General features: G+C 43.2%; 12 protein-coding genes. 11 read left to right on the top strand and 1 reads right to left on the bottom strand.

The features are described 5' to 3' along the window. The 11 genes from GO009_RS11615 to GO009_RS11665 form a co-directional block, all read left to right on the top strand. The coding region (locus GO009_RS11615; RefSeq protein WP_163626372.1) for a gluconate 2-dehydrogenase subunit 3 family protein at positions 1-276 on the top strand (276 nt) is incomplete at its 5' end. 199 nt (positions 277-475) lie between these two features. Further along, a complete protein-coding gene (locus tag GO009_RS11620) occupies positions 476-3,229 on the top strand; it encodes a Two component regulator three Y domain-containing protein (protein WP_163626373.1) in 2,754 nt (917 codons plus the stop codon). Positions 3,230-3,463: 234 nt separating this feature from the next. After that, positions 3,464-6,514, top strand: coding sequence for a TonB-dependent receptor (locus tag GO009_RS11625; RefSeq protein ID WP_163626374.1), 3,051 nt, complete (start codon positions 3,464-3,466; stop codon positions 6,512-6,514). 11 nt (positions 6,515-6,525) lie between these two features. Next, positions 6,526-8,076 carry a RagB/SusD family nutrient uptake outer membrane protein gene (locus GO009_RS11630; RefSeq protein ID WP_163626375.1) on the top strand — a complete coding sequence of 517 codons (1,551 nt, stop codon included), beginning with the start codon at positions 6,526-6,528 and terminating at the stop codon, positions 8,074-8,076. A gap of 23 nt (positions 8,077-8,099) precedes the next feature. After that, entirely contained in the window at positions 8,100-10,472 is a 2,373-nt protein-coding gene (locus GO009_RS11635; RefSeq protein ID WP_163626376.1) for a LamG-like jellyroll fold domain-containing protein, read from the top strand. Positions 10,473-10,510: 38 nt separating this feature from the next. After that, positions 10,511-11,887, top strand: a complete 1,377-nt coding sequence (locus tag GO009_RS11640) for a glucoamylase family protein (protein WP_163626377.1) — start codon at positions 10,511-10,513, stop codon at positions 11,885-11,887. Continuing rightward, positions 11,880-13,259, top strand: a complete 1,380-nt coding sequence (locus tag GO009_RS11645) for a glucoamylase family protein (RefSeq protein ID WP_163626378.1) — start codon at positions 11,880-11,882, stop codon at positions 13,257-13,259. The genes GO009_RS11640 and GO009_RS11645 overlap by 8 nt, the downstream gene beginning before the upstream one ends. Before the next feature lies 1 nt (position 13,260). After that, positions 13,261-14,064: an alpha/beta hydrolase-fold protein gene (locus GO009_RS11650; protein ID WP_163626379.1), complete on the top strand. Its 804-nt coding sequence runs from the start codon at positions 13,261-13,263 to the stop codon at positions 14,062-14,064. A 25-nt stretch (positions 14,065-14,089) separates the two neighbouring features. Next, on the top strand, positions 14,090-16,357 hold the full coding sequence (gene bglX, locus GO009_RS11655; protein ID WP_163626380.1) for a beta-glucosidase BglX: 2,268 nt from the start codon (positions 14,090-14,092) through the stop codon (positions 16,355-16,357). Positions 16,358-16,368: 11 nt separating this feature from the next. Further along, positions 16,369-17,997: a sulfatase gene (locus tag GO009_RS11660; RefSeq protein WP_163626381.1), complete on the top strand. Its 1,629-nt coding sequence runs from the start codon at positions 16,369-16,371 to the stop codon at positions 17,995-17,997. 40 nt (positions 17,998-18,037) lie between these two features. Then, positions 18,038-18,964 carry a TerC family protein gene (locus tag GO009_RS11665; protein ID WP_163626382.1) on the top strand — a complete coding sequence of 309 codons (927 nt, stop codon included), beginning with the start codon at positions 18,038-18,040 and terminating at the stop codon, positions 18,962-18,964. A gap of 159 nt (positions 18,965-19,123) precedes the next feature. Here GO009_RS11665 and GO009_RS11670 read toward each other — a convergent pair whose 3' ends face one another. Beyond that, a complete protein-coding gene (locus GO009_RS11670) occupies positions 19,124-21,301 on the bottom strand; it encodes a TonB-dependent receptor (RefSeq protein WP_239057452.1) in 2,178 nt (725 codons plus the stop codon). Positions 21,302-21,318 lie beyond the last annotated feature (17 nt).

A 21,318-nucleotide genomic window follows, 5' to 3' on the forward strand; every position in this document is an offset into this window, starting at 1 on the left:
TACGACCCTGAGGTACCGGGCAACGAGCGTCCCTTTGAGGTGAACTTCTTCTCCTTGGTGAGGAACCTGACGATGACGGGCTTCTACACGAGCAAGATCGGGATCGAGGAGATCGGTTACAAAGGGAACCAGCCGAACGTATGGGACGGCGTTCCGGAGGATGTACTGGAACAGCACGGGGTAAGCTACGACGAGGAATGGCTCGCCAAGTGCGTGGACCAGAGCAAGCGGGGCATCATCGCAGAGTGGGACGAGGATGGAAACCTCTTAACGTAATGTATATGGAATAACCAAAGCTTCTTTATGGAAAATTCAGCCATAGATTGGATTTGAGTTAGTTTAGTTAATTTGATACAGGCTCCTAAAAAGGAGCCTGTATTCATTAATTCACATCACTTTTTAAATAAATTGAAAATTCCTGTGGTTTTGTATATTCAAAGATTCGAAAGATCTTTACCATACATAACTATACAGTATGCATTTCAGGCTTTTATCAATTGTATTATTGATCTGTTTATCGGTTAACGGACAACAATTATTACCACCGATCCAAAATTATCAATTACTGGATTATAAGGGGGGAAGTAAAAACTGGGATGTTTCTGTAAATGATAAGGGTGAACTTTTTGTAGCCAATAATAAAGGATTGCTTCATTTTAATGGGGAGCAATGGACTTTGAACAAATTACCGAACAATACCATAATACGATCTGTAGAGAGTATTGGCGATAGAGTGTATACAGGTTCGTACGAGGAGTTTGGTTACTGGACCAAAAACAAGTTTGGAGAGTTGGGCTATACCTCTTTAACACACCTTATTAAAGACCATACTTTTACCAGTGAGGAATTTTGGGAAATTTTTCCATCTAAAGATGGAAAGGTAGTGTTCCGCTCTTTTTCAGCAATCTATTTCTATGATAACAATGATATATCCGTTGTAGACCCTCCAGATGTGGTCTCTGATTTTATTGAGTTCAATGATAGATTAATTGTGGCAGGGGGATCTGTAGGGCTTTTTGAGGTTAAGAATGAGGGATTGGTGTCCTTGCCAAATCAAGATCTTTTGTTGGGAAAGACAGTTAATGATATGGCCATTTTCCAAGATAAACTTTTGATTGGGACTAAATTGCATGGTTGTTTTTTGTATGATGGCAGCACATTATCACCATGGTCTGCTCCTATAAATGAAGACCTTAAACAACATCAACTAAATAAGATAACCGTTTTGGGCAACGGTCTTCTAGCTTTAGGAACCATTAAAAATGGAATGTACCTATACGATACGGTTTCCAAGCGTTACAGCGTATTGAATAGGGAATCTGGTCTTCAAAATAATACGGTACTATCTTCTCTATTGTTCAAAAATCAATTGTGGTTGGGGCTGGATAACGGAATTGCCCGGGTGAAACTGAACAACCCAATATCATACTATACCGATTATACCGGTACGTTGGGCATGGTCTACGATATAGCATGGTACAACGGTAAATTATTTTTAGGGAGCAATACGGGGGTCTTTTATTTTGAGGGCGACGAACTTAGGTTTGTAAGTGGTTCACAAGGTCATGTTTGGGACTTGGAAGTTATAGAGGGTGATTTGCTCTGTGGGCACAACACAGGTACTTACAGGGTAACCGAGAATAGCTTTGAACTTGTGGGAGCAATAGCGGGGGGATATCAAATAATCAAAGTACCGGATGCAAGCTCAGCCTATGTTCAGGGCACGTACAACGGACTCGCAAAGTTCAAAAAAATGGATAACGGCAAATGGGAAGTGACAAAAATTGAAGGATTTGATGATCCCATTAAACAGTTATGTTTTGAAACACCCAATATTCTTTGGGCAGCACACCCCTACAAAGGTTTTTATAGGATTCATTTGGAAAAGGGAGCAAACAAAAAGGTCAAAAGGATTCAAGGTTTTGAAAACGATGGCGCTCCGAGCGAATACAATGTAAAGCTCTATAATATCAAAAATAATATTGTACTCAACAGTGAGGGCAATTGGTTTACCTATAACCCTATCGTGGACCACATGGAAAAGTTTGAAGCGTTCAAGAATTACCAGAATAAAGAGCTGTTGTTTTTTGATGAACAATATTTCTGGTTTGTAGATGATAAAGAGCAGAAGGCCATTATCCATACCAATTTAAAAGGCGATAGCCTAATAATCACGGATCTTCCTTTACGGGAACGATTGGCACCGGATTCACAGAAAGTGATAAGGGTGAACGATAGTACATCCTACATTACTTTAACGGATGGATTTGCCAAGATAAACACCCATGAGCTAAAGAGTCTCTCTGAAAATCAGGAGCTTCCTGTGCCTAATTTTGTTGTATTAAAGGATCAGAAAGTCAAATATTCCGTTTTAGGTGGAACCGTGGAGATACCTTTTGGGCGTTCCCAATCCTTGGCTATAGAGGTGGCATCACCAGAATATATAACCCCCCATTATTATTATAAATTGGAAGGACCTAAAGAATATTCGGAGTATGCGGAGAACGGGTTCATCAACTTTCAAAACCTACCCTATGGAGCATACACCCTTAAAGTGGCTACTATAGGTATGGGCAATGCCTTATCCAACTACAATAGCTTAAATTTTGAAATCTTGCCACCATGGTATTATTCATGGTGGAGTCTTTTCCTTTATGCAGCATTAGGGGGCTTGGCAATTTATTTGGTAAGGCGGTACAACAGAAAAAAATTGGAAAGAAAGCATAGGGAACTTATGGAGCGAATGGAGAAGGAGCAACAAGAGCGAATGGCAAAATTGGAAAAAGAAGAACTGGCAAAGGAAGTAAAGCTCAAACAAAATGAATTGGCCAGTACAACACTGAACATCGCCAAGAAAAATGAAATGATATTGGAGCTTAAGAACATGTTGGTGATGAACAAAGATAAATTCCCCAATTCCCAGCGATACAGGTCCTTTATTAAAAAACTGAACAGTTCCATCGAGGATACGGAAGATTGGAAACGTTTTGAGGTCAATTTTAAGGAATTGCACGAGGATTTCTTTGAACGATTGCTCAAATCATACCCGGTATTGACCCCAAAGGATCTTAAATTATGTGCATACCTTAAAATGAATCTTTCTACCAAGGAGATCGCACCTCTTATGGGGATAACAATTAGGGGAGTGGAAATACACCGTTACCGACTGAGAAAAAAACTCGATATGGACAGTTCGGAGAACCTTTCCAATTTTCTTATCACTTTTTAAAAACCATAGAATTGCATGCTTAGGGATGTTAAAAGCGGCTTAACAAACTACATCAACACTACATCATTGTGTTAATTCTTTTTACATCAAAACTTGGAATACTACTGCAAACGCGATGAAACAAGGGTTTTGGGCCCTTTGTTTGATGATGTATTTTTTATGTATTCCAACTAGCCCTTAAGCACAAGTTACTTTGTTAATTTAGTAAAAATCTAACTCTATTTTTGCACAATTATGAAAATAAAAAGCAAACTATTGCTAATCTCGTTTTTGTTGTTTCAAGCTGTACTTTTAGCTCAAGACAATATAACGATTTCTGGGACGGTCATGGATGATCAAGGACAACCGTTGCCCGGGGCAAGCATAGTGCTACAGGGCACTACTACAGGAATTCAAACAGACTTTGATGGCAATTATCGTTTGGAGAACATTCCGGGTAACGGAACATTGGTGTTCAGTTACGTCGGATTTACAACTCAAACTGTACCTATTAATAATAGGACAACCATTGATTTGACCATGCAGGAAGACACCCAAAGTTTGGACGAAGTTGTCGTGGTAGGTTACGGTACCCAAAAGAAAGCCGATTTAACAGGTTCCATTGCCACAGTAGATGCGGAACAAATTGAAAAAACACCATCCGCAAACCCACTTCAGTCTTTGCAGGGTAAAGTGGCCGGGGTACAGATTGTTACCACCGGTACGCCAGGTGGTTCACCTAATGTGCGTATTAGGGGGCTCGGAACATACGATTCCGAAGATTCAGCAGCAACAAAGGTGCTCTATGTGGTAGACGGCATGTTTTACAGCAATATAGATTTCTTGAACCCCAACGACATCAAGTCGATGAACGTGCTAAAGGATGCTTCCTCTTCAGCCATTTACGGGGTAAGGGCGGCCAACGGTGTTATCATCATTGAAACCAAGTCCGGCGGAAAAAACAGAAAACCCACCATAGAGTATAATGGCTATACAGGTATTCAGCGTGCCCAAAATGTTTTACAAATGGCCAATGCCGAACAATTTGTCACCATGGCTGTTGAGTCTGGCTCCGAAGCGGACGTCCAATTTATATTGAATGCCATGCAACGCTATGGCAGAAGTCGTATTAATCCGAACGTGCCCGATGTAAACACGGATTGGTACGATGAGATCATTCGTGATGGACTTATTCAAAATCACAGTATAAGTGTTACCGGAGGTACCGATAATGTATCCTATTCCCTTGGTACAAACTACTTCTCCCAAGAAGGTCTGTTGGATATGAAAAACGAGTACGAACGGTTCAATATCCGCTCCAAACTGGATGTGGATGTTATGGACAACTTAAGAATGGGGGTGAACACGGTTTTTAGTAACGCGACCCAGCAAAAACCGGAAGATGCAGCATGGTTCAAGGCATATTTTGCCGTTCCCATCCTCCCTGTTTTTGATGAAATGAATACTGAGGCAACGCCGACCCGCTATGCGAATGCGCAAGCGCTTGGGTATAGGAGTACACAAAACCCGTTCCCGGATATGGACTACAACGATAACAGATTGAAGATTCGTAAGTTGTTGGCCAATATCTATTTGGAAACAGACCTGATAAAGGACAAGCTTACCTTTAAGACAACCTATAATATAGACTTTTCCGCACTGGAAGAGCGCTACGTAAACCTTCCTTACAATATGGGCTTTGGAGATCAGCGAATCTCGGACATCAATAGAAAGCAGAACAATTACTATAACCAAATTTGGGACAACGTTCTTACCTATTCCGATACCTATGCCGAAGACCACAATGTAACCGTAATGGCAGGTACATCTTTTAGGGACGAGGCTTCCAATAGGTTTGAGGCAACTGGTAGCGATATTGCCGGAATCAACTATGAGACATCGTGGTATTTGGATTTTGCAGACCCGTTGTCGTTCAACAACAATGTAGAAGAAGAAAACAAAAGGATTTACGGACAATCCTATTTTGGAAGGGTATCTTATAACTTTAAAAACCGCTACTTGCTCTACGGAACATTTAGGGCAGATAGATCCTCGAAGTTTACCAAGGAGCAGTGGGGGTATTTCCCTTCGGTAGGTGCCGGTTGGGTAATTTCCCAAGAACCGTTCATGGAAAACGTGGGCTTCTTCGATTTCTTAAAATTAAGGGCCGCATGGGGTCGATTGGGTAACGACAATGTTCCTGCAAGTGCCGGAGCCAACACTATTGAAAATGAAACTGTTGATTTGGGCGATACCCCGAATACAGGGGTTACCGCTACAAGTACATACACCGATTTAACCTGGGAGGTAGTGGAAGAGTTGGACTTTGGTTTCAACATGAATACCTTCAACAATCGTTTATCGCTTGAGGCTGATTACTACATAAGGGACACCGAAGATGCCATTATGCCCGTGTATATTCCCATTGCGGACCAAACAATTTCAAGAAACTCGGGGGTTATCCGCAACTCGGGAGTAGAGATCGCATTGAATTGGAGTGATGAAATTACGTCCGATTTCACCTATACTGTTGGAGCCAATTTTACCACGGTAAAAAATGAGGCCATCGAGATTGAGGACGAAAGAGGTTATATTGATTCAGGTTCTGCCGAGTATAGACAGCGAACTATGGAGGGAGAACCATTGTATGCATTTTATGGATACGAAACCACCGGAGTTTACCAAAATCAAGCCCAAATTGATGCCGACCCTGTGGCACAGAGCGCGATTGCAAATGGACAGAATATTCAACCCGGTTACTTGATATTTAATGATAGGGATGGGGATGGCGCCATTACAGATCAGGATAGAACCGTATTGGGCTCTTTCCTTCCCAAGTTTACCTACGGAGGTAACCTCGGATTAAATTATAAAGATTTTGGTTTCTCCATGAATTTTTATGGTCAATCAGGAAATAAAATCTTGAACAGAAAACGGGGCGAGGTCATCTTTACCAACGATACCAACATGGATGCCGATTTGGCCAAAAACCGTTGGCATGGCGAAGGTACTAGCAACAGCTACCCTTCATCGGCAGGACTTAGAAACAGTTGGAACCAACGATTGAGCAATTTTTGGGTAGAGGACGGAGATTTCTTCAGAATCCAGAACATACAGTTGGCTTACACCTTACGTGGTGATAAACTTAAGGGCAACATGCCCGATTTTAAATTCACATTGACAGCCGAAAGACCTTTGACCATCTTCAGTTACAATGGATTTAACCCAGAAGTATCCGATGGGGTTGATCGTCAGACCTATCCCGTTCCTGCGATTTACACCATAGGTGTTAATGTTAAACTATAAAAAAAATTGAGATGAAACGTAATAATAACCTATTATATAAAGTAGTATTTCTCCTGATTGCGATGATTGCCATCCAATCATGTTCGGACAAGTTCGAAGAAAGAGAAGGACAGCTCAATGCCGATGATTTGGATTACACCGCGACCGAGGATATGGTCCAAGCATTGATCGGCTCCTATTATGTAATTGCCACAAGAGGATGGGAAGAACCCTTATTGCTTTCCGTTCGTGGAGACGATGTAAACGCAGGGGGACTCGGAGACCAACAACCTTTTGCGGACACCGATAATTTTGTTTACGATCAAGGGTATTGGATGTACAACTCACTTTGGAATGTCCATTATGGTGACATAGTCGAATTGAACACCCAGATAGAGCTGATAGAAAATTTCAAGGACTTCGCCGATGAAAGCGAGAAGGCAACAGCAGACCAATACATTGCAGAGATAAAAGTGATGAGGGCGTGGTTGCATTTCAACCTGGCAAGGGTTTGGAACGATGTTTTTATCATCGAGTCCACACAACCCGATGCCGAGATCGCCAATGGACCTGCAACCAAGCAAGAGATGATGCAATACATATCTGACCAAATGGATGAGGCCATTCCGGTATTGCCCAACTTAAGACCAAATGAAAGAACGGACATTCCCGGTGGTGTAACCCGCTATACGGCTTATGCATTAAAAGCCATGGCCCACATGGAAATGGAAGATTATCAAGGTATGGCAGATGCCTGTGCCGCAATAATCAACTCCAATAAGTTTTCATTGTACCCCGATTTTTATAGCCTTTTCAAAAAACCTGGCGAATTGAGCGACGAAAGCCTGTTCGAGCTACAATTTTCCGATTACGGTTCCAGTACCAGTGATGAGTTTTACCATCTTTATGCACCTTTTGGCCCCCAAGGTTGGACCCCCGCAAGGGAAAACGCATCCGATGGGTGGGGCTTTTACGAACCAAGTATGAAGTTCATCAAGTTTATGTTGGACAGGGATGAAGCTGTTCGTTTGGAGACCAGTGTATTGTGGACAGACCGTGGCATTGCAGAATTACAGACTGACCCCAATTATGCCACGCTTCCTTCTTTTGTAAATAACACAACAAGAGATGGGGATGTCATAAATGATTATGCAAGAGCATTATTCTCTAGTGGCAAACACTACCTGCCATCAGTACAGCTCACTGATCAACGAAATGATTACGGAGGAGGAAAAAACATGATTGTAATACGTTATGCAGAAATATTGCTGATGTATGCCGAAGCCTTGACCAGAGGAGCCAGCGGTTCAGGAATGACCGCAGACCAAGCCGTAAACTTGGTTCGTAGCAGAGCGGGAATGCCTTCGTTGTCTGGAGTTTCATCCAGTGACGTAATGGACGAAAAATTTGCCGAGTTAGGTATGGAATGGGGAATCCGCTATTATGATATGATTCGTCTGGACAATTATTCAGAGCTCAGCTATGACGGACGCACTTTTACAGCGGACAAGGAACTATTGCCATATCCACAAGCACAAGTGGATGCACTTCCGACCTTGGGTGGTGGAAGTAGTGAAGATTAAACTAACTAAATAAACAGCATAAGATGAAATATATAGTTAAATCCATAATGATGCTTCTGGGGCTTCTGGTGGTTTCATGTAACGAGGGAATCGACCCTATAACGGCTGTAGATGCCGGAGTGGATGAAACAGCTCCTCAGGTTACCATAACCTATCCTACCGAAGGGGTGGAACTCATGCCATTTGAAGAAGAAACCTCAATAGACATTACTTTTGAGGTAACCGACGATATCGAAGTGGTCAATGTGACCGTGTCCATGGATGGCTCACAAATAGCAACATTCAATTCTTTTAAAGATTATAGGATCGTATTGGAAGAAGTAACCTACGACGGATTGGGCAATGGAGAGCACACAGTTACCGTATCGGCTACCGATGCCGAAGGTAAAACAACGACTCAAGAGGTGAATTTTACCAAATTGGCTCCGTACAGTGCACAATTTGATGGAGAGGTTCTTTATATGCCGTTCAATGCAGATTATATGGACTTTATTAGCTTCCAAGAGGCTGGGGAAGTAGGCAATCCAGGTTTTGCTGGAGATGCCTTTTTGGGTGCAGATGCTTTTCAAGGTGCTGTAGATTCATATTTGACTTTCCCGATGGATAACCTAAAAAGTACAGAATTTAGTGCCGCATTCTGGTACAAAGTCAACCCAACACCAGATAGAGCTGGAATTTTAGTAGTTGGCGACGATGCCGAAGACAGAAACCAAGGTTTCCGTTTGTTCCGCGAAGGAAACGCCGACGAACAGCGAATTAAATTAAATGTCGGTACCGGTTCCGGCGAAAGTTGGAACGATGGTGGAGTGATTGATGTAACTGCGGGGGAGTGGGTTCACGTAGCCATTTCAATCTCCCAGACCCAGAGTACCATATACTTTAACGGAATAGAAATGCTAACTTCCGATATGGCAGGACCAATAGATTGGTCAGGTTGTGAGGAATTGCATATTGGTGCAGGAGGACCAACTTTTGACTATTGGGATCATGGCTATGACGCCAGTCAAATGGACGAGCTACGCATTTTTGACAAAGCATTGACGCAAAGCGATGTTCAAATTATGATAAATGCCGCCAATCCATACATCCCTCAATACGATGGCGAATCATTTTATATGCCATTCGATGGAGATTACATTGATCTAATGGGAAGCAAAGCTGCCACCCAGGTAGGTTCGCCAAGTTTCACCGATGAAAGTCAAGTAGGGGAACAGGCGTATTTGGGTGCCACCGATTCCTATATCAACTATCCAGCAGAAGGATTGATGACTTCCGAGTTCAGTGGGTCTTTCTGGTACAAAGTAGACGCCAGCCCAGATAGGGCGGGAATCATAACAATTGGAGATGACGAAGTAGATCGTTTTCAAGGTTTCAGACTTTTCCGAGAAGGAAGTGCCGACGAACAGCGTATTAAGCTAAACGTAGGAACAGGAGCTGGAGAAAGCTGGAACGATGGAGGTGTAATAGATGTAACCGCAGGTGAATGGGTTCACATCACTTTTACCATATCAAATAGTGAAAATGTTATCTATTTCAATGGGACCGAAGTATTGTCATCTGCTATGTCGGCACCGATTGATTGGACGGGTTGTGATACCTTCACTATAGGTGCAGGCGGACCAACCTTTGATTATTGGGGACATGCATCGGATAATAGCATAATAGATGACCTGAGATTCTATAGCAAATCGCTTTCTCCTGAAGAAGTAGCAGAAGTTTTTGGAGGAGAAGTCACACCAAAAAACTACGGCTCCACACTTTACATGCCTTTTGATGGATCTACTATTGATGACAACTCCGGACTAGAAGCCACAGTGGTAGGTACGCCTAGTTTCGCAGGTGAAAGCGCCGTAGGTAGCGACGCCTATGCCGGTGCAACCGATTCTTACCTTGCTTTCCCGATTGATGGATTGTTCAATAATCAATTTAGTGGAGCTTTCTGGTACAAGGTAAACGCTGACCCGGATAGAGCTGGGATCCTTACGGTAAGTCCACCAATGAGTGGAACCGATAACGATCTTTCTGCAGGCTTCAGGCTTATTAGGGAAGGTACCGCTGATGAGCAGCGTATCAAATTACATTTGGGAACCAATGCCGGAGACGTTTGGAACGACGGAGAAGTTATTGATGCCACCGCAGATGTGTGGGTGCACGTAGCCTTTACCGTTACCGAAACGGAAACCTTGATTTATTTGAATGGAGAACCTGTTGTCAACACAGGGGATATGGCTGGAAAAACCATAAGTTGGGAAAACTGCTCTATACTTTCAATAGGTTCCGGTGCACCAAATTTTATTGGTTGGAACCACTTATCCGATTTGAGTTATATCGATGATCTATACCTTTTCGATAGGTCGCTGACCCAAGAGGAAATCCAAGAAATTATGAACAATTAATGTGCTATAGCACTATAAAAATTTGATTCAGTTAGTTTATGAGGTTAATCATTTTACCATTGGCCATTGTTACTTTACTTGTAGGGTGCAATGGCCAAAAAACTAAGGAAGAGGCCAAAAAGTCAACCGAAATGGATGCGGACAGTCTTGCCATTGCCGATGAGGCACTATTGGATTCCGTACAGTACCAAACCTTCAATTATTTTTGGGAAGGTGCGGAACCCATTTCAGGATTGGCTAGGGAGCGTATGCACATGGACGGAGTTTATCCCAACCACGATAAGGATATTATAACCACCGGAGGCTCTGGATTTGGTCTTATGGCCATTCTAGTCGGTGTAGAAAGAGGGTTTATTTCTCGTGAACAGGCTCTCGAACGCTATGAGCGTATCGTTGGGTTTCTGGAAAAAGCCGATCGTTTCCATGGTGCATGGCCGCACTGGTTATTACCATCAGGAAAAGTGACCCCCTTCAGTAAAAAGGACAATGGAGGGGATTTGGTGGAGACTGCCTTTTTGATTCAAGGATTGTTAACGGTTCAAGCGTATTTTAAAGATGGAAATGAGCGTGAACAGCAATTGGCGGAAAAAATCCAAGAGCTTTGGGAAGGCGTAGAGTGGGATTGGTACACCAAAAATGGTGAAGATGTACTGTACTGGCATTGGAGTCCCGAATATCAATGGGAAATGAACTTTCCTGTCGGTGGCTATAACGAAGCCCTTATTATGTATGTCTTGGCCGCGGCATCCCCGACACACCCCATCAAAAAATCCGTTTATGAAAAAGGATGGGCCGTGGACGGTCAGATCGCTAAGGACACCACTTACTATGGTTTGGAAACAGAGCTAAACCATTATGAACATAGTGATGCTCCTGTAGGACCACTTTTCTGGGCACATTATTCCTATTTAGGTTTGAACCCAAAAGGGCTTACCGATCAGTTCGGTGATTATTGGAAGTTGAACCGGAACCATGCGCTAATTCATTATAAATATTGTGTGGACAATCCAAAGGATTATGAGGGGTATGGAGAAGATTGCTGGGGCTTGACCTCCAGCTACTCCATAAAAGGCTATGCCGGACACCGCCCAGGAGAAGATTTGGGCGTAATATCCCCAACCGCTGCACTTTCCTCTATGCCCTATACTCCGGAAGAGAGCAAACAGTTTTTAAGGTTCATGTACAACGAACAGGATAGCCTGATAGGCAAATACGGACCTTATGATGCCTTTAGTTTGGAGGATGATTGGTACCTGCCAAGATATTTGGCTATAGATCAAGGGCCAATCCCCGTAATGATAGAAAATTACCGTAGCGGACTATTCTGGAAATTGTTCATGACAAATAAAGAGGTTCAAAACGGCCTCAAAAAATTGGGCTTTCAAAGCCCAAATATGGAAATAGCAAATGATTAAAACCGCGATATACCTTTTTCTTGTTTCTTTAGTGATGTTATCCTGTGGGGGAGGAGATGATTATACCTATGTTCCCACAGAGCCAGAACTTCCGGGTAACGGTTCTGTCGACGACGACGATGAGGAACCCACGATTTCTGATGAGGAATTATTGGACCTTACCCAAGAGACCACCTTTAAATATTTTTGGGACTTTGCCGATGCCGATTCTGGAGGAGCCAGGGAAAGGTATCATCCAAATGACCCGGGCAACAGTGAAGGGGTGGTGACCGCTGGAGGAACTGGGTTTGGCCTGATGGCCATTTTGGTCGGAATAGAAAGAGGGTATATTTCCAGGGCCGAAGGATTGGGGCGATTGACCACCCTGTTGGATTTCTTGGAAAACGCCGATCGCTTTCACGGAGCATGGTCACATTGGATTAATGGTTCCACAGGGGCCGTAATTCCATTTAGCGATTTGGACGATGGAGGCGATTTGGTGGAAACCGCTTTCTTGGCACAAGGCCTCATCTGCATCAAAGAATATTTTAAAAATGGCTCAGATACCGAGCAAGCCTTGGCCTTGCAAGCCGATGAGCTTTGGAAAGGTGTGGAATGGGATTGGTATACACAAAATCAAAATGTGTTGTACTGGCATTGGAGCCCAAATCATGGTTTCGATATCAACCTTCAACTAAAAGGGTATAATGAGGTGTTGATCACCTATATCATGGCTGCTGCCTCACCAGATTTCGGCATTGAAAAGGAAGTATATGCCAATGGTTGGGCCTCCGGTGGAGGAATCCAATCGGCGAATACACAGTACGGTTATCCACTCTTGGTAAAACACAATGGCTCTGAACAGTTTGGTGGACCTTTGTTTTGGGCGCACTATTCCTATTTAGGGCTGGACCCTCGAAATCTTTCCGATGATTATGTGGATTACTGGGATGTAAATGTCAACCATACCATGATCAATTACGAGTACTGCGTAGCCAATCCCGATTTTTATCAAGATTATGGCGAAGATTGTTGGGGGTTAACGGCGAGTTACTCCCGAAACAACGATGGAAGCATGGGGTACAACGCCCATAGCCCAAGCAACGACACAGGAATCATATCCCCAACAGCGGCAATAAGCTCAATTCCTTATGCACCGGACGAATCTTTGGATGCTATGCATTACTTTTATAAGAATAGAGATGATTTGTTGGGTCCAGCCGGGTTTTACGATGCCTTCAGCCCAGAATACGATTGGGTTGCAGAAGCATATCTGGCCATAGACCAAGGACCACAGATCATCATGATTGAAAACTATCGGACCGGTTTGCTTTGGAATTTGTTTATGGGTAACAAAGACATTCAAGCTGGTTTGACCAAACTTGGATTTTGATATGACAAAACAATTATCATTTTTTCTTTTGTTCTTGGCTTGTAATTTGGTCGCTGCACAATGGCAATCAAAATATGAAGCCAAAATGCTTATTGATGGGAACGATACTTTACGATATCGTATTATGTATCCAAAGAATTTTAAAGAGGACGGAAAATATCCCGTAGTACTTTTTCTTCATGGGGCAGGAGAGCGCGGAAATGACAACGAAAAGCAACTGTGGAATGGTGGCAAATTGTTCGCTACGGATTATCTGCAAGAACGATATCCGGCAGTTGTCATATTTCCTCAGTGTCCAAAAAACAGTTATTGGGCCAGTGTAGATGTGGATAGAAGTTCCTATCCCATCAATTTGGACTTTACCTACAGCGAAGGACCCACAAAACCGTTGGAAATGGTAATGGATTTGCTCGAGACCACCATAGCGGAACCTTATACCAAGGATGATCAGGTCTATTTGATGGGTCTTTCCATGGGAGGAATGGGAACTTTTGAATTGTTGAGCAGAAAACCAGGGACATTTGCTGCCGCAATTCCAATTTGTGGAGGAGGGGAACCTGAATCCGTTTCGGTGTATGCCAAAAACACACCATTGTGGGTGTTTCATGGAGCACAGGACAATGTGGTAAACCCCTTGCAGTCCATGGAAATGGTTTCCGCTTTATTAAAAGCAGGTGCTCACCCAAAATTCACCATGTACGATTTTGCCAATCACAACAGTTGGGACCCAGCGTTTGCCGAGCCAGATTTATTGCCTTGGTTGTTTTCGAACACTAGAAAAACAATTCAGGAAACATCAGAATAAAAAGCATACAGAAAACAACCTGATCATGAACTATAAAAAATCACTCTTCTTCATTTTAGTTTTCGTTTTGGGAAGTGCCAATGCCCAGGAACGAATTCCTGAAGTAGAGGAGCTTTTACAAAAAATGACCATTGAAGAAAAAATTGGTCAGTTAAACCTGCTGACACCAGGTGGTGGAGTTGCTACGGGCGAAGTAGTGAGTGAAAATGTAGGAACCAAGATCAGGGCAGGGCAGGTTGGGGGCCTTTTTGGTGTGGCAGGCCCAGGTAGGGTTAGAAAAGCTCAGGATTTGGCAGTTACGGAAAGCCGATTGGGGATACCCCTGTTAATAGGTTCCGATGTGATCCACGGATACAAGACAACATATCCAATTCCCTTGGGCCTATCATCCACTTGGGATATTGATTTGGTAAGACAAGCCGCCCAAATGGCTGCTAGGGAAGCCACTGCTGATGGCATCAAGTGGAATTTTTCTCCAATGGTCGATATTGCCCGTGACCCACGATGGGGCCGTATTGCCGAAGGGGCTGGAGAGGACCCATACCTTGGTTCCAAAGTTGCCGAAGCTATGGTAAAAGGATATCAAGGGGATGATTTGGCCGCGGCCCATACCATGTTGGCCTGTGTGAAGCACTTTGCCTTATATGGCGCTGCGGAAGCGGGACGTGATTATGGTTCGGTGGACATGGGCAAGATCAAAATGTTCAACCAATACATGCAACCGTACAAAGCGGCCATTGATGCTGGTGCGGCCAGCGTAATGAGTTCTTTTAACGATGTGGATGGTGTGCCCGCTACGGGAAACAAATGGTTGTTGACCGATGTTCTCCGTGATCAATGGGGGTTTGATGGTTTTGTGGTTTCGGACTATACATCCCTCAACGAAATGATTCCGCATGGGTTGGGTGACCTTCAAGCCGTTTCAGCTTTGGCATTGAAAGCCGGTTTGGATATGGATATGGTAGGCGAGGGCTTTTTGACCACTTTGAAAAAATCCTTGGACGAAGGAAAGATTACAGAAGAAGATATTACCAAGGCTTGTAGAAGGGTGTTGGAGGCTAAATATATTTCAGGACTTTTTGATGACCCATACAAATACTTGGACTCCAAACGCCCCGAAAAAGATATTTTAACGGACGGAAATAGGGCGTTGTCGCGGAAATTGGCGACCCGTTCCTTCGTGTTGCTCAAAAATCATAACAACATACTTCCGCTAAAAAAGAATGGAAAGATCGCCTTGGTCGGTCCCTTGGCCGATAGCAGGGAGAATATGTTGGGGACCTGGGCACCCACTGGGGATTTTAATCTGGCAGTTACAATTTTGGAAGGATTTAATAATGTAGCTTCTGGAGCAACTATACAATATGCAAAAGGAGCCAATATTTCTGATGTTGCCGATTTTGCCAAAAATGTGAATTCTTTGGGAGAGCGAATCATGATTGACGAGCGTTCCCCGGAAACCATGCTCCAAGAAGCGGTGGACTTGGCCAAAACTTCGGATGCTGTGGTGGCCGTGGTTGGTGAAGCTACCGAAATGAGCGGAGAATCTTCCAGCCGTACCGATATTTCAATCCCAGATAGTCAAAAGAAATTGATCAGAGCATTGGTAGAGACAGGAAAACCTGTCGCATTGGTGTTGATGAGCGGAAGACCGCTGACTATCCCGGAAGAGTTCGACCTACCCGTGTCCATTTTACAGGTATGGCACCCCGGAGTGGAAGCAGGGAACGCTATTGCCGATGTGGTTTTCGGAGATTACAATCCCTCTGGAAAATTAACGGCTACCTGGCCCGTGAATGTGGGGCAAATACCCATTTACCACAGTACAAAGGTTACTGGAAGGCCTGCACCGGAAAGCGGGGAGTTCCAAAAATTCAGGTCAAACTATCTGGATGCACCCAATGCGCCTTTGTTGCCTTTTGGATATGGATTGAGCTATACTACTTTTGAGTATTCCAATCTCAAGCTGAACAAAAAAGAAATTACCCAAGGTGAATCTATTTCAGTTACTGTAACCGTAAAAAATACAGGAGATTACGATGGCGAAGAAGTAGTGCAATTGTACTTGAGGGATGTGGTGCGAAGCATTACACCCCCAAAACGCCAATTAAAAGGTTTTCAGAAAATCATGCTCAAAAAAGGGGAGAGTAGGGAAGTGACCATCACTTTATTGCCGGACGATTTAAAATTCCATAATGCCCAACTAGAATTCGTATCGGAACCAGGTGACTTCGAAGTCTTTGTTGGGACAAATTCAGATGCCGAGTTGTCAGAAACCTTCACGCTAAAATAAAATATTTTACTATGCGCATTGGATTAACGCTTCTTGGACTGCTCCTCATCGTTTCTTGTAAGCAAAAAGAGAAGCCTGAAGAAGAAGTTGCTCAAGGTCCTCCGAACATCATTTTTATAATGTCGGATGATCATGCCTTTCAGGCCATTAGTGCCTATGGGCATGAACTGGGGAAATTGGCACCGACCCCGAATATTGACCGCATCGCCAAGAATGGAGCCATTTTTCAGAATAACTTTTGTACCAACTCTATTTGCGGGCCAAGTAGAGCGGTTATTCTAACAGGAAAACACAGTCACATCAACGGATTTCGGATGAACGGGGAACGGTTTGACAACAGTCAGCCCACCTTGCCAAAGCATTTGAAAAAATTGGGTTATGAAACCGCCATTGTCGGAAAGTGGCATTTGCACGGTAAACCCACAGGATTTGATTATTGGGATATTCTGAACGATCAAGGGAACTATTACAATCCTGAATTTATTCAAGGTGAGGATACCACCGTGGTCGAAGGCTATGCCACCGATTTGATAACGGACAAGAGTTTGGAGTGGCTAAAACAGCGGGGGGATGACCAAAAGCCTTTCTATTTAATGGTGCACCACAAGGCCCCGCATCGCAATTGGATGCCGGCACTACGTCATTTAAATGTTTATGATTCGATTACATTTCCCTTGCCCGACACTTATTTTCCAGAATTTGAGAATCAGCGGGCCGCTGCCGAACAACAACAGACCATCTACAAAGACATGTACGAGGGGCATGACCTAAAAATGAGCGATGGTTATGGTAGTACCGATTTGGCCCATAATCCTTGGACCACTGATTTTGATAGAATGACCCCAGAGCAACGTAAGATTTGGGATGAGGCCTATCTTCCCAAAAACAATGCTTTTTATGAGGCCGATTTACATGGTAAGGAACTGGCAGAATGGAAAGGGCAACGTTATTTGCATGAATATTTGGCCACGGTAAAATCTGTTGATGAAGGTATTGGGAAAATTTTGGACTATTTGGAAGCGACTGGATTGGACGAAAACACATTGGTGGTCTATACCTCCGATCAAGGATTCTATTTGGGTGAGCACGGTTGGTTCGATAAGCGATTTATGTACGAAGAGTCGATGAAAATGCCTTTGTTGATGCAATTGCCCGGGGTCATCGAACCAGGAACCCATATTGATGCCTTGGTGCAAAACTTGGATTTTGCCCCGACCTTTTTGGACTTGGCGGGCGGCCAAGAATATGCCGCTAAGATGCAGGGCGAATCTTTTAAGGGGTTATTGGAGGGCACCGAAGACGAATTCAAAGATGCTGTATATTATCACTACTATGATTTTCCAGCCTTCCACATGGTAAAACGGCACTATGGGGTGCGAACAGATAGGTACAAACTTATCCATTTTTACGATGATATTGATGAATGGGAGTTTTATGATTTGGAAGAGGATCCCAAAGAATTGCACAATGCCATCAATGATGAAAAATATAGAGGTGTAATAGCTTCCATGCACAAAAAACTGGATAGTTTACAAACGTATTACAAAGTAACCGATAAGGAGTTTGGAACTACGCCGAAGGAAAAGGTGGACAAAACTTATAAAGCTTTTGAAAAACTGCGTGGAATACCGATTCAATAGTGTTATATTTTTTAATTTAGCTAGCTAAATCTTCGAAATTATGACCGTTTGGATTCTGTTCCTATTGGGAATCCTTGTCTTTTTGGCCTTGGATCTTGGTGTTTTCAATAAAAACCCCCATGTTATAAGCGTCAAGGAAGCGTCTATATGGACCAGTGTTTGGGTTACCTTATCCATTTTATTTTCAGGGGTTGTCTATTGGTTATATGGTAGCGGAAAGATAGATAATGTAGATGCGCTCACCCCCATGGATGCCAGTTTAAAATATATTACTGGCTACCTCATCGAACTTTCGTTGAGTATTGACAATATTTTTGTTATAGCGGTGATTTTCGGATCATTTCAAATTCCACAAAAATACCAACATAGGGTATTGTTCTGGGGAATATTGGGAGCTATTGTTTTTAGGGCGCTCATGATATTTTTTGGAGTGGCATTGATTAAGAAGTTCGGTTTTATGACCTATATCTTTGGTGCTTTTTTGATCTTTACGGCCATAAAAATGCTGGTTTCCAAGCAGGAGGCCTTCAATCCCAAAAAGTCGTTCATCTATAGGAACCTTAGAAAGGTCATGCCCATCACGACGCATATGCAGGGTCAGAAATTCTTCATCAAATTACGCCATATTACTGCCGCCACGCCATTGTTCATAGCTCTTGTGATTATCGAGTTTACGGATATCCTCTTTGCTTTGGACAGTGTTCCGGCCATTTTGGCGATTACTTCCGACCCCTTTCTGGTCTTTAGTTCAAACATATTTGCCATTTTGGGCCTCAGGTCGATGTATTTCTTCCTTTCCAACATGATAAGTAGGTTCTACTACCTCAAGTACAGTCTGGTGGCCATACTTAGTTTTGTGGGTATAAAAATGATTCTCGCACACCACTATACTTTTCCAGAATGGGTTTCGTTGTGCTTCATTGGAATTGCCCTGTTTGTTGGCGTGGTCGTTTCCAAGAAGAGCTGATGGTAAAGTACTAAAATTGGATACAATTAATAATGGACAATATGTATGTCCAATATCATCAAACTTATTTTAAATTGATGTAAAGAAAAAGGGATGCCGATATATTGATGGTCGACACCCCTTAAATCCAATGCCTGCCAAGCTAATTTGATTTAATCTCTATAGCTGTATCTTAAAACCACCATTGATGACAAAGCCATCGACCGGTGCATAAATATCCAAAAACTCTGGGTCGCTCAGGTTCCCTGTGTAAATTGCACCGAAACGGGTTTGCCTGGTATCCAAAAAGTTTTCAAAATTTAGAAAAATCGAAAATTTCTCACCGAGTTTCTTTTCACTCATCAATCCAAGAATCCAATAGGATTGGCCCGTTTCACCATTACCCAGTTTTTGTGGACTGTAATAATAGGCTTCGAGCCCTACCCAAAGATTTTCTTCCTTTTCGTACATCAGCACATTATTTAAGCGGTGTTTGGCCACCAATGGAAAATCTGACACCATTCCGCTTTCATGTTGTTTAACATTGGCATGGGTGTAACCGGTGAACAACTTGAAATCACCATACTTAACTTTTAGGTTGACCTCGACACCACGGGTGTCGACATATCCGTCTGGTTGCTGAAAGCTATAGAACCCATTTTCATTTGGGACCAACGTTATGGGGTCGTTGATTTTGGTATAAAAAAGGAGTGTATTGATGGACATTGTCATTCCTGGCATTGGAACCCACTTATAGTTTACATCAAAATTACCCCCCAGGGAGCGTTCAAGTTCGGCATCATTTGTATTGATGGGCAGTACGTTCCTGAATTGCAGGCGTTCCGCATCTTCTGTGAACACCGTAGGAGTTTTGTATCCCATTCCACCACCTAATCTAAAGGTCAGTGCGTTATGGGGCTCGTAAAGTATCGATAATCGCGGAAGGGCCATGGCTCCATAATCGGAATGGAAATCGGCACGAAACCCGGTTTCCACGGAAAAAGTCTCGTCGATGGGCCATACATTTTGTGCAAACAGGCCAAAAATCTGATAGGATTGGTCCAGGGCATTGGTATCGCTATCCCTTGTATCATTAAAGTATTCTGTCCAGAGATTGGCTCCAAAGACCCATTCCAGGTCATTTTCTGAATTTGCAGAAAAGTTTAGTTCGCTAAAAGAAGAGCGTTGGTAACCTGTAAATGTGAAATCGGGAATCGCTATACTTCGATCATAAAAACTGAAACTGTTTTTGACTTCCAATCGTTTTTGATCAGTAAATGTATGTTTAAACCCCAATTGGGTGGAGATTCGCTCCGTTTCATTGGATTCAAAATAGGGATTGGACACGGGCTTGCCTTTTACATAATCCATGTTTCCCCCAAGACGGTCTTCCCAAATGGCATTAAATCCCAGTAGGACTTCGGTTTGTTCGCCCAAATACCAGTACAATTTGGGATTAAGGGTAAAGCGGTCAAACTCTGGGATGGCTGTTAATCCAATATCAGCGGGATCGTAGGGGGTGCCCAAGTTATAAGAAGCGAATACCGTTGTTCCTATTTTGTTGAATTTTTGGGAGTAAAAACCACTAAGGTCCAATCCAAGGGCAGAGGTTCCGTTTGCCATAAAGCTAAGCTCGGGCTCCTCCTCGGGCGTTTTGGAGATTAGGTTTACCAGTCCTGCAATGGCCCCTCCACCGTATAGGGTAGAGCTGGAGCCTTTGATTACCTCTACCTGTTTTAGGTCCAAAGGTGCGATTTGCATTAAACTGAGCCCGCTGGCAAACCCCGAATACAACGGAAATCCGTCACGAAGAAGTTGGGTGTACTTGCCATCCAGCCCTTGAATACGTATGCTTGAATTGTAACTTGTGGCAGATGTTTGCTGTGTTCGGATGCCTGTACTCTCGTTAAGCAACATTCGAATATCCCCAGGCTTCATATTGCCTTTTTCGGAGAGTTCCTCCCCCGCAATAACCTCGACCCTGGTGGGAATGTCCTCAATGGTTCTGGTGCTTCTTGTTGACACTAGTGTAATCTCTTCCATCTCCTCTGTTTGGGGCAAAAGGAAAAAGGTCTGTCCTTGAACCGTCCCATCCAAAGGAAAGGAAAGGCTGCGTTCCATGGTAGCATAACCAATATAGCTTAACCGTAGTTTGTAGATGCCATTGGGGATATTTTCCATATGGATTTTACCCGCTTCGTCGGAGATGGTTCCTTGGTTTAGGGAAGGCAAAACCGCAGTAACCCCAATTAACGGTTCATTGCTGAGGGAATCCTTTACTGTAATGTCAAGTGTGTTTTGTGCGTATATGGATACCATCCCGAGAAGGGACAATATCATGAATGATTTTATTTTCATTAATATGTGTTTTGAAG

The organism is Allomuricauda sp. TY007, assembly GCF_010468565.1.
GTDB lineage: Bacteria > Bacteroidota > Bacteroidia > Flavobacteriales > Flavobacteriaceae > Flagellimonas.